Genomic DNA, 15,567 nt, shown 5'->3' on the forward strand with positions numbered 1-15,567 from the left:
GACGCTCAGTTGGTGTCGGCGCGCAGATGGTTCAACGGATGCCACGCCCGCGGGTTCGCGCGCCACGCCGTCGCGCGCGGCGAGACCAGCGACCAGCGCAGCGGCCGCGCCAACGGGATAAAGGCGGCGTCGGCGTTGAGCGCGGCGTCGGCGGCGGCGATCCGCTCGGCGCGGAGCGGCAGGGTCGGCGCCTCGCGGGCGGCGACGATCGCCTCGGTCGCCACGTCCCCGCACGGCGCGCAGGCGGTGGCGATATACCAGCGACCGCTGTCGTACGGCGCGACACGGTCGATCAGGATCAGGTCGGCGTCGGCGCCGCCCCGTTCCAGCACGATGCCGATCGACGCCATCGACGCGGCCAGCTGCGCGAAGAGCAAGGTGGCGCCCGGACCCGACGGCAGGGCGACGCGCAGGCGCACCGGATCGGGCCAGGCGGCGACGCGGGCGCGGGCGGCGGTGCGCCGCTGATCGAGCGTCAGCAGCGACCATTCGGGCACCTGCGGCGGCGCAGCGGAATCAAGCGCCTCCGGAAGGATGCGGTCGGCCGCCTCCCAACCGGGCATGACCGCGCCCAGCACCGCGCTGCGATCGATCGCGGCGGACAGCGCCGCCCGGTTCGACGGGTCGGCGAGGAAGCCGTCGCGGCGGGCGATGGCCAGGCCGAACAGGCCCACCGCCGGGTCCAAGCGCGGTGCCCCGCGCGGCAGATCGGGTGCCGCGGCGAGCAGCGGCCAATCGGCGAACGTGCCGCCGCTGACCAGGTCTGCGCCGCCGGTCGAGAAGCGCGCGATCGCCCGCGCCGCCCGCTCGCCGACCAGGCGGACCTCCTCGTCCCGGTCCACCTCGCGCTGGTCCTCGGGATCGGCGATGCCGGGATCGAAGGCCGGGCGGAAGAGCGGCGACGGCCCGGGCGCAACGATGCGCAAGGGGCCGCTGCCGCGCGACCGTGCCGATCGCCACAGGCCGAGTTCGGGCTGGGCGAAGAGCTTGAGCAGGTCGGGCCGCGGCTTCGACAGGCGAATCTCGATCACCTGCGGTGTCATCACCACGATCTCGTCCACCGCGGAGAGGAACGGGAAGAGTGGATTGGCGGCGGCGACGCGGCGGCGCAGCAGGCGCACCACATCGTCGGCGGTGACGCGCGTGCCGCTCGCCCAATAAGCCTCGCGCAGGCGGAAGATGTAGCTGGCGCCGCCGTCGAGGACGATCCACCGCTCCGCCAGGCCCGGTTCGATCTGGCCGGCGGCGTCGAAGCGGACGAGCCCCTGCGCGGTGGCATCGACCAGCAGGCGTGACGGCAGATCGGCGAGCGGCGCGCGGCGCGCCGGGAAGGCGGGCGCCTCGCCGATCGCGCTGACGACCAGCGGGCCGGACGCGGGAAGCGCGTCGCAGCCGCCGAGCAGCGCCGCGATCAGGAGGCTGGTGCGGACGGCGGGACTCGAACCCGCACTCCAGGGGAAGCCGATTTTAAGTCGGCTGCGTCTACCGGTTTCGCCACGTCCGCGCACCACCATGGGAGTGGCGGGGTGGGGGTGGGAGGTCAAGGGCGGTGTGGGACGACTTGAGCTGCCGCGGGTCGCGCTGTGCGGGTGGGCTCAAGCTGGTGTCGAAGCCGACATGGAAGTGAATTCCATGTCGTCGGTCCTCGGCTTCGCCGAGGCCGGCCGGACTTCGCCCGAGTCTTCGTGTAAGCGGGCTTGCTTCGCTCCGCCCTGCTTACGCGAAGCCGGGCTCGTCAGACATTCAGCCTTGCCCGCATTTCCTTGCCGGGTTTGAAGTACGGCACCCGCTTCGCATCCACGTCCACCGTCTCGCCGGTGCGCGGGTTGCGGCCGGTGCGGGCGTCGCGGGCGCGAGTGGAGAAGGCGCCGAAGCCGCGGATCTCGACGCGGCCGCCGCGGGCGAGCCGATCGGTGATCTCGTCGAAGAAGGTGGAGACGATCGCCTCTACCTCGCGCGGGGTGAGGTCCGGGTGCTTGGCGGCAATCTTCTGCACCAGTTCAGAGCGAATCACGATCATCCCCCCGGCGATCATTGAGTAGCGCGTATTGATACAGGTCAACGTCGCGCGAGGCCAGCCCGTTTCGGACCGGAATAGTAAGAGGGCCGGAGGATCGCTCCCCCGGCCCCGCTGCCGCTTACTTCTTCTCGGTCTGCGCCTTCAGCGCCGCGCCGAGGATGTCGCCGAGCGACGCGCCCGAGTCGGACGAACCGTACTGCGCCACGGCCTGCTTCTCCTCGGAGATCTGCATGGCCTTGATCGAGAAGGTTGGCTTCTTGGACCGGTCGAAGCCGGTGACCATCGCGTCGAACTTCTGGCCGACCTGGAACCGCTCCGGACGCTGCTCGTCGCGGTCGCGGCCGAGATCGGTGCGCTTGATGAAGCCGGTCGCGCCGTCGTCGCCCTGCTGCACTTCGAGGCCCTGGTCGCGGACCTCGAGCACGGTGACGGTGACGACCTGGTTCTTGTTGACCGAGGCCGCACCCGGCGCGGCGACGCCGCCACGCTCCAGCTGCTTCATGCCGAGCGAGATGCGCTCCTTCTCGGCATCGATGTCGAGCACGACGGCCTGGACCATCTCACCCTTGCGGTGCAGCGCCAGCGCGTCCTCGCCCGACACGCCCCAGGCGATGTCCGACATGTGGACCATGCCGTCGACGTCGCCGTCGAGACCGATGAACAGGCCGAACTCGGTCGCGTTCTTGACTTCGCCCTCGACCGTCGAGCCGACGGGGTGGGCCGCCAGGAACGCGTCCCACGGATTGTTCTGCGCCTGCTTGAGGCCGAGCGAGATGCGGCGCTTGTCCGAGTCGACCTCGAGCACGACGACTTCGACTTCCTGCGAGGTCGAGACGATCTTGCCGGGATGGACGTTCTTCTTGGTCCAGCTCATCTCCGACACGTGGACCAGGCCCTCGATGCCGGCCTCCAGCTCGACGAACGCGCCGTACTCGGTAATGTTGGTGACGCGGCCCGACAGCTTGGCGCCGACCGGGTACTTCGCCTGCGCGCCGTCCCACGGATCGCTCTCGAGCTGCTTCATGCCGAGCGAGATGCGCTGCGTGTCCTTGTTGATGCGGATGATCTGCACCTTCACCGTGTCGCCGATGTTGATCATCTCGGACGGGTGGTTGACGCGCTTGTAGCTCAAGTCGGTGACGTGCAGCAGGCCATCGATGCCGCCGAGATCGACGAAGGCGCCGTAGTCGGTGATGTTCTTCACCACGCCGTCGATGATCTGACCCTCGGCGAGGCTCTGGATCAGGCCCGAACGCTGCTCGGCGCGCGTCTCTTCGAGAACGGCGCGGCGCGAGACGACGATGTTGCCGCGCTTGCGATCCATCTTCAGGATCTGGAAGGGCTGCGGCAGGTCCATCAGCGGGGTGACGTCACGGACCGGGCGGATGTCCACCTGCGAACCGGGCAGGAAGGCCACGGCGCCGGACAGGTCGACGGTGAAGCCGCCCTTGACGCGGCCGAAGATGGTGCCCTCGACGCGCGCGGTCTTGGCGAACTCGACCTCCAGCTTGTCCCAGGCGGCCTCGCGGCGGGCGCGGTCGCGCGACAGCATCGCCTCGCCGTGCATGTTCTCGACACGGTCGACATAGACCTCGACCTCGTCGCCGACCTTCAGCTCGGCCTTCTGGCCGGGAGCGGGGGCGAATTCGCGCAGAGGCACGCGGCCTTCGGACTTCAGACCGACGTCGATGACGGCCATGTCGTTCTCGATCGCGGTCACGGTGCCGTGGACGACGCGACCCTCGAAGCTGTCGGCGCCGCCGAACATGTCATCGAGCATCGCCGCGAAATCGTCGCGGGTGGGCTGTACCTGGGTAGCCATAAAGGGGTTCAGTTCCTCAAGGTCTTTTCCGGCCAAGCGGTTGGTTCCGCTGGTCTTGGCCAAAACGCCGCGACGGCCGGGTGCCGGCACGGCATCCGTCGGGCTGAAGCTTGCGAAGGCGCGGTTCGCCACATGCGAAAAGGGCGCGTGAGGACGAGCCTCCGCGCCTGCCTCCGCGAGCACCTGCTCGCTGGACACCATGGATATAGCTCAGAAGGCGCGATCAGGCAAGGAAGCGAAGGTGACGATCGCTTGACTCGATTGACTCCTGGAACGAAACATGCGGAGCTGATCGTTTCCAAAAACGATGCAATCAAGAGCGTCAGACAACGCTTACATAAAGCCTGCCTGTAGGACAGCGCTTTATTCAGCGGGCGCGGGCGGCCTCCACCAGCGCGATCGCCTGGGACACCGCCTCGTCGATCGACAGGAAGCTGGTGTCGAGCGTCGCCGCGTCCGTCGCCTGGACGAGCGGGGCGGCGGAGCGGCCGCTGTCGCGGGCGTCGCGGGCGCGGATATCGGCGAGTACCTTGTCGAAGCTGAGCGTCGAACCGTGTGCCTGCAACTCGGCATGGCGGCGGCGGGCGCGGACGGTGGGGGTCGCCTTGACGAACAGCTTGGCGTTCGCATCCGGCGCGATCACCGTGCCGATGTCGCGACCGTCGAGCACGGCGCCACCCGGCTGATGAGCGAAGCGCTGCTGGCGGCGGAGCAGCGAGGCGCGGACCAGCGGGTGGGCGGAGACGATAGAGGCGAGCTGGCCGATCTCGTCGGTACGCAGCACCGGATCGGCCAGCGCGAGCTCGTCGAAGTCGCAGGCGGCGACGGCGTCCGCCTCGCGCGCCGGATCGAGTTCCAACCGATGCACGGTGGCGGCGACCGCGCGGTAGAGCAGGCCGGTATCGAGATGCGGCAGCTTGTAGTGGCGGGCGAGCGCCTTGGCGATCGTGCCCTTGCCGCTGGCGGCGGGGCCGTCGACGGCGATAATCATGCGCGGTGTCCCGTCAGCTGGTCGAGGGTGGCGAAGAAGGCCGGGTAGCTGGTCGCGACCGGTGCCGCATCGTCGAGCGTGATCGGCGCCGCGGCATGGAGCGCGGCGACCGCCATGCTCATCGCGATGCGGTGGTCGAGCAGCGTCGCGATCGTCGCGCCACCGGCGATGGGGGCGCCGCCGGTGCCGGTGACCGACAGGCCATCGTCGTGCTCCTCCACCGCGACGCCGCACGCGCCGAGCGCGGCGGCCATGGCGGCGATCCGGTCCGATTCCTTGACGCGCAGCTCGTGCGCGCCGCGGGCGACCGTCGTGCCGGCGGCGAAAGCGGCGGCGACGAACAGCGCGGGATACTCGTCGATCATCGACGGGGCGAGCTCGGCGGGCACCTCGACCGCGCGCAGGGATGCGTGGCGGACGCGCAGGTCGGCGACGGGTTCGCCGCCGACGGTGCGCGGGTCCTGTTCCTCGATCGACGCGCCCATCAGGCGCAGCGCCGTAAGGAGGCCGGTGCGCGTCGGGTTGAGGCCGACGTTGCGGACCAGCACGTCCGATCCCGGCACGATCGATGCGGCGACCAGCCAGAAGGCGGCGGACGAGGGATCGCCGGGCACGACGATGGCTTGCGGGCGCAGTTCCGCCTCGCCGCGCAGCGCGATGACGCGGCCCTCCGCCGTCTCGGTGACGCTGAGGTCGGCGCCGAAGCCCGCGAGCATCCGCTCCGAATGATCGCGCGTCGGCACGGGCTCGATCACGCGGGTGATGCCGGGCGTGTTGAGCCCGGCAAGGAGAATGGCCGATTTCACCTGCGCCGAGGCGACGGGCAGCGTGTAGTCGATCGGCACCGCGGGGCAGAGGCCGCGCACCATCAGCGGCAGGCGCCCTCCCGGTGAGGCGGTGATATCGGCGCCCATCGTCGACAGCGGTTCGATCACGCGCCCCATCGGCCGCTTCGACAACGACGCGTCGCCGGTGAAGGTGGCGGTGATCGGGTGCGAGGCGACCAGGCCCATCAGCAGGCGGGTGGAGGTGCCCGAATTGCCCATGTCGAGTGCGCCGTCCGGCTGCATCAGCCCGCCGACGCCGACGCCGTCGACCTGCCAGACGCCGTCATCGCGGCGGACGATCGTCGCCCCCATCGCCCGCAGCGCGGCGGCGGTGGCGAGCACGTCCTCCCCCTCCAGCAGTCCCTCGATCCGGCTGGTGCCGACGGCGAGGGCGGAGAACATCAGCGCGCGGTGGCTGATCGACTTGTCGCCCGGCACCGCGATCGCGCCCAACAGCGCGCCGCGCGCGGCGACCAGGCGCGATTGGGGAGGGGAATGGACCATCGGGGCGGCGCTTTGACAGCCGGCTTGCCCTATGGCAAGGCGCGCCCCACGTCACGGACCGGGCCATTCCCGGCCCGCGAACCCGTATTCCGAAAGGCTAGGACACGGCATGATCAAGCCGGAATGGGGCACGAAGCGTACGTGCCCGAAATGCGCGACGCGTTTCTACGACCTCGCGAAGGACGACCCCGTCACCTGCATCAACTGCAGCTACGCGTGGGAGCCGGAGCCGATCCTGAAGTCGAAGCAGCCGCTGTCGTTCGAGCAGGCCAAGCCCGACAGCAGCAAGCCCGACGCGGATCTGGAAGGCGACGACGAGGAAGACATCGGCGCGATCACCGGCGAGAACGAGGAGCCGTCGGCCGACGACGAGGTCGATCTGGGCGGCGACGACGACCTGGGCGTCGAGACGTCGAAGGACGAGGACGAGCATTGAGTTGAGATCGGCGAGCGGCTTTTGAAAAAGGCCGCTTGCCAAGCCGGAGGCGGCCCGCTAGTGGGCTGCCTCCCGACGGGAATGGGGCCGTAGCTCAGCTGGGAGAGCGCTGCAATGGCATTGCAGAGGTCAGGGGTTCGATCCCCCTCGGCTCCACCATTCCCCCTCGCGGATTACCGCATCATCGGCATTTCCCTCGCATGAAACCGCTCGCCGGCATCAAGGTGGTGGAACTCGCGCGCATCCTGGCAGGGCCGTGGTGCGGGCAGTTGCTCGCCGATCTGGGCGCCGAGGTGGTCAAGGTCGAGCGGCCGGGCAGCGGCGACGACACCCGGTCCTGGGGGCCGCCCTTCGTCACCGACGCCGACGGCTGCGCGCGCGGTGCCGCCTATTTCCAGTCGGCCAACCGGGGCAAGCGCTCGGTTGCGATCGACATCGCCACGCCGGAAGGGCAGGCGGCGGTGCACGCGCTGATCGCCGAGGCGGACGTGGTGATCGAGAATTTCAAGGTCGGCGGCCTCGTACCCTATGGACTGGACGCCGCTGCCTTGCGCGCGCGCAAGCCGGCGCTGGTGGTCTGCTCGATCACGGGGTTCGGCCAGACCGGGCCGTACGCGCACCGGGCGGGATACGATTTCATCATCCAGGGCATGGGCGGCTTCATGTCGCTGAACGGCGAGGCGGACGGGCCGCCGCAGAAGGCGGGCATCGCCTATGCCGACATCTTCACCGGCGTCTACGCCGCGGTGGCGGTACTGGCGGCGCTGCGCCGACGCGACGCGGGTGGCGGCGGCGCGCACGTCGACATGGCGCTGCTCGACACGCAGGTGGCGGTGCTGGCCAACCAGGCGCTCAACTGGATGGCATCGGGCACCGTGCCGCGGCGGATGGGCAACGGCCACGCCAATCTGGTGCCGTACCAGGCGTTTCCGGCGATGGACGGCGAGTTGATCGTCGCTGTCGGCAATGACGGGCAGTTCCGGCGGCTGTGCGCGGTGCTGGGGCTCAACCTGGCCAACGATCCGCGCTTCGCGACCAACCCGGCGCGGGTCACGCATCGCGACGCACTGATCCCGCTGCTCGGCGCCGCGATCGGCGGGTGGCGCAAGGCGGAACTCGCCTGGGCGCTGGAGGAGCAGGGCATCCCGGCCGGGCCGATCAACACGGTGGCGGAGACCTTCGCCGACCCGCAGGTGGTCGCGCGGGAGATGGCGCTGGCGATCGACGGCATTCCCGGCGTGGCCAGCCCGATCGTCATCGACGGCGAGCGGATGGTGTCGCCGCTCGCGTCGCCGGCGCTGCCGACGAGCGGCTGATTTCAGGGGCGAGCGGCGAGCCGCCCGCCCCTGTCTCATGCCGCGGTCACAATGCCGTCACGCGGAGGCGGCCGTCGTGCCGAGCTGCGGCGGCGCGTCGTCGATCAGCCGCCTCACGGTGGCGTGGCAATCGTCGATATGGGCGTTGCCGGCGAGCTTCATCGCGCCGAAGCTGATCGTACCCGCCACCGCCTGGCCGATGAACGGCACGTAGCGGGCGACGGAGGCGGTGGCGACGCGCACGCCCATGCGGCGTAGCAGCGCGATCACCACGCGCTTGGTGATCGCGCGTCCGATGACGTTGTTGCCCATGCTGGACGCGATCACCAGCACCTGCGCGGCGCGGCCGGGCTCCATCTTCTCCACCTGATCCTCGCGCAGGCCGAACTTGGCGCTGATCGCGGGCAGCAGGTTGGACAGGATGCCGACGTCGGCGACCAGGTCGGCGCCGGGAATCGGCACCACCGCGGCACCGGCGGAGACCAGCGCACGCTTGGTGACCATGCGGCGGCACTCGTCCGCCACGGCGTCGAGTTCGGCGAGGGTGCGGATCATCGGAATGCCTCGAAGAAATGGAACGAGTGCGCAACGATCGATCGGCACGCGCGGTTGCACGGCATCGCGGCGCGGGACGCATCGATCGCGCGACATACCCCTGGGTCGGGGATCTTAGCGGAAAATGGTGCTGCCGGTGAGGATTGAACTCACGACCTCAGCCTTACCAAGGATGCGCTCTACCACTGAGCTACGGCAGCACGGCCAGCGGGTTGCCCCGGGCGAAGCGCGCCTAGAGCGGAGGCGGCGCGCATTGTCAAGCGGATCGGTGCTGCTTTACACCGCGGCCATGACGAAGGACGAGAAAGCGGAACGGTTGGCGGCGGCGCTGCGGGAGAATCTGCGGCGGCGCAAGGCTCAGGCGCGCGACGCCGCCGCCTCGCCGCCGCCCGCGCCGGAGGAGCGCGGCTAGGCGATCGGCGCGCATTTGGCGGCGAGCCAGGTCGCGTCGTCGCCGTCGAGCAGCGGGCCGATGATCCGTTGGACCTGGGCGTGATAGCGGTCCAGCCAAGCGCGCTCCTGCTCGGTGAGAAGGGCGGCGTCGATCAGGGTGCGCTCAATCGGCGCCATCGTCAGCGTCTCGAAGGCAAGCATGGCGCGGTCGGGATCGCCGCCGGGCACAGCGTGGGCAACGGTGAGCAGCAGATTCTCGATGCGGATGCCGTACTCGCCCGCCTTGTAGTAGCCGGGCTCGTTCGACAGCATCATGCCGGCGCGCAGGGGTTCGAGCGACTGGCCGCCGGGATAGCTGGGCGGGGCGATCCGCTGCGGCCCCTCGTGCACCGCCAGATAGGCGCCGACGCCGTGGCCGGTGCCGTGACCGAAGTCGAGGCCGGCTTCCCAGAGCGGACGGCGGGCGAAGGCATCGATCTGCGCGCCCGACGTGCCGTCGGGGAAGATCGCGGTGGCAACCGCGATGTGGCCCTTCAGCACGCGGGTGAAGCGGTCGCGCATCTCGGGCGTGGGCGGGCCGACCGGGACGACGCGGGTCACGTCGGTGGTGCCGTCGGCGTACTGGCCGCCGGAATCGATCAGGTAGAGCTGGCCCGGCAGGATCGGCGCGTTCGACTCCTGGGTGACGTGGTAGTGCGGGATGGCGCCGTGCGCGCCGGTGGCGGAGATGGCGGGGAAGCTGAGGTCGAGCAGCGCGCCCGTGTCGCGGCGGAACTGATGCAGCTTCGCGGCGGCGGAAAGCTCCGTGAGTTCGCCCGTCGGCGCGGTCCGTTCGACCCAGCGGAGGAAGCGGGTGAGGGCGGCGCCGTCGCGGGCGGAGGCGGCGCGGTGGCCGGCGACCTCCGCCTTGTTCTTCAAGGACTTCAACAGGATGGTCGGATCTCTTGAAGCGACGACGGAGGCGCCGCCGGCTTCCAGCGCCTGCGCGATCGCGGCGACGGCGCCGGTGGGATCGGCGACGACGCGCTTGCCGGCGAAGCGGCCGAGGGCGGTGGCGACGTCGGCGCGGTCGTGGAGGCGGACGGCGTTGCCGAGATGCTGCCGGACGGCGTCGGTGAGCTTGTCGGGTGCGACGAACAGGTCGGTTTCGCCGTTCGCGTGGACGATCGCGTAGGAGAGTGCGACCGGGGTGTGGTCGACGTCGGCACCGCGGACGTTGAGGAGCCAAGCGATCGAATCGAGCGCGGCGACCACCAGGGCGTCGGCCTTTTTCTCGACCAGCCAGTCGGCTACCTCGGCGCGCTTGGCGGCGGAGGAGGCGCCGGCGACGTGGTCGGGCTGCACGACCAGTGGCGCGGGGGAGGGGGCGGGGCGGTCCGTCCAGATCGCGTCGAGTGGGTTGGTGTCTGCCGCGACGAGGGTGGCGCCCGTGCCGGCGAGGGCGGCGGTGACCTCCGTGACCCAGGCGCGGGTGTGGAGCCAGGGATCGTAGCCGATCCGCGCGCCGGCGGAGGCGTGCTCGGCCAGCCAGGCGGCGACCGATCCCTGCGGCACGCCGATATAGTCATAGTCGTCGGCGGACACCTGTTCGCGGACCTGGAGCGTGTAGCGCGCGTCGGTGAAGATCGCGGCGCGGTCCGCCAGGACGGTGGCGCTGCCCGCGGAGCCGGCGAAGCCGGTGAGCCAGGCGAGGCGCTGCGCGTAGGCGCCGACATACTCGCTCATATGTTCGTCGGTGAGGGGGACGACGAAGCCGTCGAGGTGGCGGGCGGCGAGTTCGGCGCGGAGCGCGACGAGGCGGTCGTGATGGGTCGTCATGGTCGGGATATGGCAGAACCGGCCGTGGGGGGACAGCCGGTGGTGCTTGGCCGATCTCCCGCGGCGTCATCCCAGTGACCCGGCATCCACCGTGCCGCGAACTCACGGGCGTAAGTGGGTGCGGACGCATGGACCCCGGATCGGGTCCGGGGTGACGGTGTGGGTGCGGCCGGCAACGGTTCCTCCAAACGGGGCGGCGTGCGGCGCTTGACCGGGCGGGGGCGGGGCGGGAAGGTCGCGCGACGAGGAGAGGACGATGACCGAGACCATCCACCCCGCCGCCGGCCGCGCCGGATCGATCGACCGCGCCGAGTATGAGCGGCAGTATGAGGCGGCACGGAACGATCCGGACGGCTATTGGCGCGAGCAGGCGGGCGTGATCGACTGGAGCCGGCCGTTCACGGTCGTGAAGGACACGTCGTTCGACCAGGCGGATTTCCGCATCCGCTGGTTCGCCGACGGGCAGCTGAACGTGTCGGCCAACTGCCTCGACCGGCATTTGGCGACGCGCGGCGATCAGGCGGCGATCGTGTGGGAGGGCGACGAACCCGGTGAGACGCGCACGGTGACCTATCGCGAGCTGCACGAACTGACCTGCCGCTTCGCCAACGTGCTGAAGGCGCACGGCGTGGCGAAGGGCGACCGGGTGACGCTGTACCTGCCGATGGTGCCGGAGGCGGCGGCGGCGATGCTGGCGTGCACGCGGATCGGCGCGATTCACTCGATCGTGTTCGGCGGCTTCTCGCCCGACAGCCTCGCCAACCGCATCAACGACTGCGATCCCAGGCTGGTGGTGACCGCGGACGAGGGCTGCCGCGGCGGCAAGCGGATCCCGCTGAAGGCCAATGTCGATTCGGCGCTCGAATCCTGTCCCGGTGTCGAGAGCGTGCTGGTGCTGCGGCGCACGGGCGCGGCGGTGCCGATGGTGGAGGGCCGCGACGTGTGGCTGGACGAGGAACTGGCGATGGTCGACGGCGATTGCCCGGCCGAGCCGATGGACGCGGAGGACCCGTTGTTCATCCTCTACACCAGCGGTTCGACCGGCAAGCCCAAGGGCGTGCTGCACACGACGGGCGGTTACCTGGTATGGGTGGCGAAGACGTTCCGCGACGTGTTCGACTGGCGCGAGGGTGAGCTGTTCTGGTGCACGGCGGACATCGGCTGGGTGACCGGGCACAGCTACGTCGTCTACGGGCCGCTGGCGAACGGCGCGACCACGGTGATGTTCGACGGCGTGCCCAGCCACCCCGACCATGGGCGGTTGTGGGAGACAGTGGATCGCCTCCGCGTCAACATCCTCTACACCGCGCCGACCGCGCTCCGCGCGCTGATGCGTGAGGGCGACGGATACGTGACGAAGTACGATCGCGGATCGCTGCGGCTGCTGGGCACGGTGGGCGAGCCGATCAACCCGGAGGCGTGGGACTGGTACTGGCGGGTCGTCGGCGACCGGCGCTGCCCGGTGGTGGACACTTGGTGGCAGACGGAGACGGGGGGCATCCTGATCTCCGCCCTGCCGCACGCGACCGACCTGAAGCCGGGATCGGCGACCCGGCCGCTGCCGGGCGTGCTGCCGCAGCTGGTCGACGGGGAGGGCGTGCCGCTGGACGGCGCGGCGGCGGGCAATCTGTGCCTGACCGACAGCTGGCCGGGGCAGATGCGGACGGTGTGGGGCGATCACGATCGCTTCTTCCAGACCTATTTCACCACCTATCCCGGTAAGTATTTCACCGGGGACGGGTGTCGCCGCGACACCGACGGCTATTACTGGATCACCGGCCGGGTCGACGACGTCATCAACGTGTCCGGCCACCGGATGGGGACGGCGGAGGTGGAGAGCGCGCTGGTGCTGCACCCCAAGGTGGCCGAGGCGGCGGTGGTGGGTTTCCCGCACGAGGTGAAGGGACAGGGCATCTACGCCTTCGTGACGCTGAACGCGGGCGAGGAATGGAGCGAGGCGCTGGCCACCGAGCTGAAACAATGGGTGCGGCGCGAGATCGGGCCCATCGCGACGCCGGACGCGTTGCAGGGCGCGCCGGGGCTGCCGAAAACGAGGAGCGGCAAGATCATGCGGCGCATTCTTCGCAAGATCGCCGAGGGTGAGGTGGGGGCCTTGGGCGATACCTCGACGCTGGCCGATCCGGCGGTGGTGGACGCGCTGGTGGCGGGACGTGTGGGGTAGGTATTCAATCCTCCCCTGCAAGGGGAGGGGGACCGCGAAGCGGTGGAGGGGTGTCGCCGCTTACGAAGCTCGGGCTCGAGCGACCCGTGACACCCCTCCGTCATGCCTGCGGCATGCCACCTCCCCTGCAAGGGGAGGATCGGTGACGTGATTTGAGCGGGCGGGAATTCCCCGCTAGAGAGCCGGCTTTGCCGCATCCCGGATTTCTCATGACGCTTTACACCCGTTTCGCCGCGCATATCGACGCGGCGCTCGACCAGTTGACCGAGGCGGGCGTGCTGCCGGGCGGGCTCGACCGGCGCAACGTCACGGTGGAGCCACCGCGCGACGCTAGCCATGGCGACCTGGCGACCAATGCGGCGATGGTGCTCGCCAAGCCCGCCGGCGCGAAGCCGCGCGAATTGGCGGAGGCACTGGCGGAACGGTTGCGGCAGATCGACGAGGTGGCGCGGGTCGACGTGGCCGGGCCGGGTTTCATCAACATGGTGCTGGGCGACGACAGCTGGCGCGGCGAGCTGGAGGCGGTGCACGCGGCCGGGTCCGATTACGGGCGTTCGGCGAGCGGGCAGGGCGTCACCGTCAACATCGAATATGTGTCGGCGAACCCGACCGGGCCGATGCACATGGGCCATTGCCGCGGCGCGGTTGTGGGCGACGCGCTCGCCAACCTGCTGGAGTTCGCCGGCGCGCGGGTGATCCGCGAATATTACGTCAACGACGCGGGCGGCCAGGTCGACGTGCTCGCCCGCTCGGTGCACCTGCGCTACCGCGAGGCGCTGGGCGAGACGGTGGCGATCCCGGAAGGGCTGTATCCGGGCGATTACCTGGTGCCGGTGGGCGAGGCGCTGGCGGGCGAGTTCGGCGACCGCTACGCCGCGGCGGGCGAGGCGGAGTGGCTGCCGCTGTTCCGCACGCGCGCGGTGGCGGCGATGATGGACCTTATCAAGGCGGACCTGGCGCTGCTCGGCATCCATCACGAGCGGTTCGCGTCGGAGGCCGAGTTGCAGGCGGCGGGCAAGCCCGAAGCGGCCGAAGCCGAGCTGCGCGCGCGTGACCTGGTCTATGACGGCGTGCTGGAGGCACCCAAGGGCGAGTTGCCCGATGACTGGGAGCCGGTGGAGCTGCCGCTGTTCCGCTCCACCGCGTTCGGCGACGACCAGGACCGGCCGATCCGGAAGTCGACGGGGGCGTGGACCTATTTCGGCGCCGACCTCGCCTACCATTATCAGAAGGCGCAGGACGCGGACCAGCTGATCGACATCTGGGGCGCGGACCATGCCGGCACGGTGAAGCGGATCGTCGCCGCCGTCGCCGCGCTGACCGGCGGCGAGACGCGCTTTGACGTCAAGCTGATCCAGATGGTGCGGCTGCTGCGCGGCGGCGAGCCGGTAAAAATGTCCAAGCGGTCCGGCAACTTCGTGACGCTTGCCGATGTGGTGCGCGAGGTTGGGCGGGACGTGGTACGCTTCACCATGCTGACCAGGCGCGCCGACGCGCAGATGGATTTCGACTTCGCCAAGGTGGTGGAGGCGTCGAAGGACAATCCGGTGTTCTACGTCCAGTACGCGCACGCACGGATCGCGTCGCTGCACCGGCGCGCGAAGGAGGCGGGGATCGAGGAGGGCGCGGCCGACCTGTCCCGCCTTGAGACGGACGAGCTGGCGTTGATGAAGCTCGCCGCGCAGTTCCCGCGCACGGTGGAGACGGCGGCGGCGACGCGCGAGCCGCACCGGATCGCCTTTTATCTCTATGACTTGGCGGCTGCCTTTCACGCCGCGTGGAACGTCGGCAACGATCGGCCGGACCGGCGCTTCCTTCAGCCGGACGATCCCGCGGCGACGCGCGCGCGGCTTTTCCTGGCGGCGGGAATCGGGCAGATCGTTCGCAACGGCCTTGCCATCATGGGTGTCGAGGCGGTCTCGGAGATGAACTGATGGCCGACGAGATGGACCTGCGCGATCGGTACGCCGATGGGGGCGACCGGCTGCCCTGGCTGGAGACGGTCGAGCCCGACGAGCAGGAGGGTCGCGGGATCGGCCGGATCGTCGCGCTGGTGCTGCTCGGCGTGGTGGTGGTGGCGGGCGTGGTGTTCGCCGCGATCATCCTGCAAAGGCCCGGCACGTCGGGCGACGGCGAGCTGATCGTGGCGCAGGCCGGCGACTACAAGGTCCGCCCGAACGAGCCCGGCGGCCTGAAAGTGGAGGGCGAGGGCGACAGCGCGATCGCGACCAGCGCCGGCAAGGACGCGGGCACCGGCGCGATCGACCTGCGCGCGGTGCCCGAGGCGCCCGTTGCCGGTCAGCGTCCGCCGGCCGCAACGCCGACCGACGCTCCCGCCGGGCGCGTCGCCACGGCGGCGGTGCCGCAGGCGAGCGGCCGGCTGGTCGCCGCCGCGCCGCTCACCGGATCGCGGCCGCCCGAGCAGGCGGCGAGCGGCGGCGGCAGCCTGGTGCAGCTGGGTGCTTATCCGAGCGAGGCGGTCGCCAACGATGCCTGGAACCGGTATTCCAAGCGGTTCGGCTACATCGCCGCGCTTGACAAGCTGGTGCAGCCCGTCGCCCGTGGTGGCAAGACGCTGTACCGCTTGCGCGTCAACGCGGGCAGCGCGGCCCAGGCGGCGGATATCTGCGGCCGGCTGCGCGTCGCGGGCGAGACCTGCTTCATCGCCTGATCTGATCGCCTCCTGATCTGGCAGGGCTGGGC

General features: G+C 70.3%; 13 protein-coding genes and 3 tRNA genes. 7 read left to right on the forward strand and 9 right to left on the reverse strand.

Features of this window, described 5'->3' with window-relative positions:
• Positions 1 to 5: 5 nt before the first annotated feature.
• The 6 genes from BM145_RS00255 to aroA all read right to left on the reverse strand — a co-directional run bounded on the left by BM145_RS00255 (position 6) and on the right by aroA (position 6,164).
• Positions 6 to 1,415 carry an ABC transporter substrate-binding protein gene (locus tag BM145_RS00255; RefSeq protein WP_342741789.1) on the reverse strand — a complete coding sequence of 470 codons (1,410 nt, stop codon included), beginning with the start codon at positions 1,413 to 1,415 and terminating at the stop codon, positions 6 to 8.
• Between the two features lie 5 nt (positions 1,416 to 1,420).
• A tRNA-Leu gene (locus tag BM145_RS00260) sits at positions 1,421 to 1,504 on the reverse strand.
• Positions 1,505 to 1,735: 231 nt separating this feature from the next.
• Complete coding sequence (locus BM145_RS00265) at positions 1,736 to 2,014, reverse strand: integration host factor subunit beta (RefSeq protein WP_177200055.1); 279 nt, start codon at positions 2,012 to 2,014, stop codon at positions 1,736 to 1,738.
• A 124-nt stretch (positions 2,015 to 2,138) separates the two neighbouring features.
• A complete protein-coding gene (gene rpsA / locus BM145_RS00270; RefSeq protein WP_093330744.1) occupies positions 2,139 to 3,842 on the reverse strand; it encodes a 30S ribosomal protein S1 in 1,704 nt (567 codons plus the stop codon).
• 367 nt (positions 3,843 to 4,209) lie between these two features.
• The gene (cmk, locus tag BM145_RS00275) at positions 4,210 to 4,833 is read right to left on the reverse strand and encodes a (d)CMP kinase (RefSeq protein WP_093329867.1); all 624 of its coding nucleotides are present in this window, start codon (positions 4,831 to 4,833) and stop codon (positions 4,210 to 4,212) included.
• Positions 4,830 to 6,164, reverse strand: a complete 1,335-nt coding sequence (aroA, locus tag BM145_RS00280; RefSeq protein ID WP_093329869.1) for a 3-phosphoshikimate 1-carboxyvinyltransferase — start codon at positions 6,162 to 6,164, stop codon at positions 4,830 to 4,832. The genes cmk and aroA overlap by 4 nt, the downstream gene beginning before the upstream one ends.
• A 109-nt stretch (positions 6,165 to 6,273) precedes the next feature.
• Here aroA and BM145_RS00285 point away from each other — a divergent pair, with 109 nt between their 5' ends.
• From BM145_RS00285 to BM145_RS00295, 3 genes are all read left to right on the forward strand, one after another.
• Positions 6,274 to 6,600, forward strand: coding sequence for a TIGR02300 family protein (locus BM145_RS00285; protein ID WP_093329872.1), 327 nt, complete (start codon positions 6,274 to 6,276; stop codon positions 6,598 to 6,600).
• Between the two features lie 83 nt (positions 6,601 to 6,683).
• A tRNA-Ala gene (locus tag BM145_RS00290) sits at positions 6,684 to 6,759 on the forward strand.
• Between the two features lie 41 nt (positions 6,760 to 6,800).
• Complete coding sequence (locus BM145_RS00295; RefSeq protein ID WP_093329874.1) at positions 6,801 to 7,916, forward strand: CaiB/BaiF CoA transferase family protein; 1,116 nt, start codon at positions 6,801 to 6,803, stop codon at positions 7,914 to 7,916.
• 57 nt (positions 7,917 to 7,973) lie between these two features.
• Here BM145_RS00295 and BM145_RS00300 read toward each other — a convergent pair whose 3' ends face one another.
• Both BM145_RS00300 and BM145_RS00305 read right to left on the reverse strand, forming a co-directional pair.
• The gene (locus tag BM145_RS00300; RefSeq protein ID WP_093329876.1) at positions 7,974 to 8,471 is read right to left on the reverse strand and encodes a hypothetical protein; all 498 of its coding nucleotides are present in this window, start codon (positions 8,469 to 8,471) and stop codon (positions 7,974 to 7,976) included.
• Positions 8,472 to 8,596: 125 nt separating this feature from the next.
• Positions 8,597 to 8,671: transfer RNA gene (locus BM145_RS00305), tRNA-Thr, on the reverse strand.
• Between the two features lie 89 nt (positions 8,672 to 8,760).
• On the opposite strand from BM145_RS00305, the gene BM145_RS16485 reads away from it, so the two are divergent.
• Positions 8,761 to 8,883, forward strand: coding sequence for a hypothetical protein (locus BM145_RS16485; RefSeq protein ID WP_281244322.1), 123 nt, complete (start codon positions 8,761 to 8,763; stop codon positions 8,881 to 8,883).
• On the opposite strand, the gene BM145_RS00310 is transcribed toward BM145_RS16485, so the two are convergent.
• The gene (locus tag BM145_RS00310; protein WP_093329878.1) at positions 8,880 to 10,682 is read right to left on the reverse strand and encodes an aminopeptidase P family protein; all 1,803 of its coding nucleotides are present in this window, start codon (positions 10,680 to 10,682) and stop codon (positions 8,880 to 8,882) included. The two genes, BM145_RS16485 and BM145_RS00310, sit on opposite strands and share 4 nt — an antisense overlap.
• Before the next feature lie 256 nt (positions 10,683 to 10,938).
• Between BM145_RS00310 and acs the strand changes: the two genes are divergently transcribed.
• From acs to BM145_RS00325, 3 genes are all read left to right on the forward strand, one after another.
• Positions 10,939 to 12,864 carry an acetate--CoA ligase gene (acs, locus tag BM145_RS00315; protein WP_093329881.1) on the forward strand — a complete coding sequence of 642 codons (1,926 nt, stop codon included), beginning with the start codon at positions 10,939 to 10,941 and terminating at the stop codon, positions 12,862 to 12,864.
• A 209-nt stretch (positions 12,865 to 13,073) separates the two neighbouring features.
• Positions 13,074 to 14,798, forward strand: a complete 1,725-nt coding sequence (gene argS, locus BM145_RS00320; RefSeq protein WP_093329883.1) for an arginine--tRNA ligase — start codon at positions 13,074 to 13,076, stop codon at positions 14,796 to 14,798.
• Positions 14,798 to 15,535: an SPOR domain-containing protein gene (locus BM145_RS00325; RefSeq protein WP_093329886.1), complete on the forward strand. Its 738-nt coding sequence runs from the start codon at positions 14,798 to 14,800 to the stop codon at positions 15,533 to 15,535. The genes argS and BM145_RS00325 overlap by 1 nt, the downstream gene beginning before the upstream one ends.
• Positions 15,536 to 15,567: the final 32 nt, after the last annotated feature.

Origin of the sequence: Sphingomonas rubra (assembly GCF_900115745.1) — a bacterium.
Classification (GTDB): Bacteria; Pseudomonadota; Alphaproteobacteria; order Sphingomonadales; family Sphingomonadaceae; genus Sphingomonas; species Sphingomonas rubra.

Bases quoted from the DNA above. Each gene is read 5' to 3' on its own strand.
- BM145_RS00310 (WP_093329878.1), bottom strand. From the start codon at position 10,682: ATGACGACCCATCACGACCGCCTCGTCGCGCTCCGCGCCGAACTCGCC.
- BM145_RS00285 (WP_093329872.1), top strand. From the start codon at position 6,274: ATGATCAAGCCGGAATGGGGCACGAAGCGTACGTGCCCGAAATGCGCG.
- BM145_RS00295 (WP_093329874.1), top strand. From the start codon at position 6,801: ATGAAACCGCTCGCCGGCATCAAGGTGGTGGAACTCGCGCGCATCCTG.
- argS (WP_093329883.1), top strand. From the start codon at position 13,074: ATGACGCTTTACACCCGTTTCGCCGCGCATATCGACGCGGCGCTCGAC.
- cmk (WP_093329867.1), bottom strand. From the start codon at position 4,833: ATGATTATCGCCGTCGACGGCCCCGCCGCCAGCGGCAAGGGCACGATC.
- acs (WP_093329881.1), top strand. From the start codon at position 10,939: ATGACCGAGACCATCCACCCCGCCGCCGGCCGCGCCGGATCGATCGAC.
- BM145_RS00325 (WP_093329886.1), top strand. From the start codon at position 14,798: ATGGCCGACGAGATGGACCTGCGCGATCGGTACGCCGATGGGGGCGAC.
- BM145_RS00300 (WP_093329876.1), bottom strand. From the start codon at position 8,471: ATGATCCGCACCCTCGCCGAACTCGACGCCGTGGCGGACGAGTGCCGC.
- rpsA (WP_093330744.1), bottom strand. From the start codon at position 3,842: ATGGCTACCCAGGTACAGCCCACCCGCGACGATTTCGCGGCGATGCTC.
- aroA (WP_093329869.1), bottom strand. From the start codon at position 6,164: ATGGTCCATTCCCCTCCCCAATCGCGCCTGGTCGCCGCGCGCGGCGCG.
- BM145_RS16485 (WP_281244322.1), top strand. From the start codon at position 8,761: ATGACGAAGGACGAGAAAGCGGAACGGTTGGCGGCGGCGCTGCGGGAG.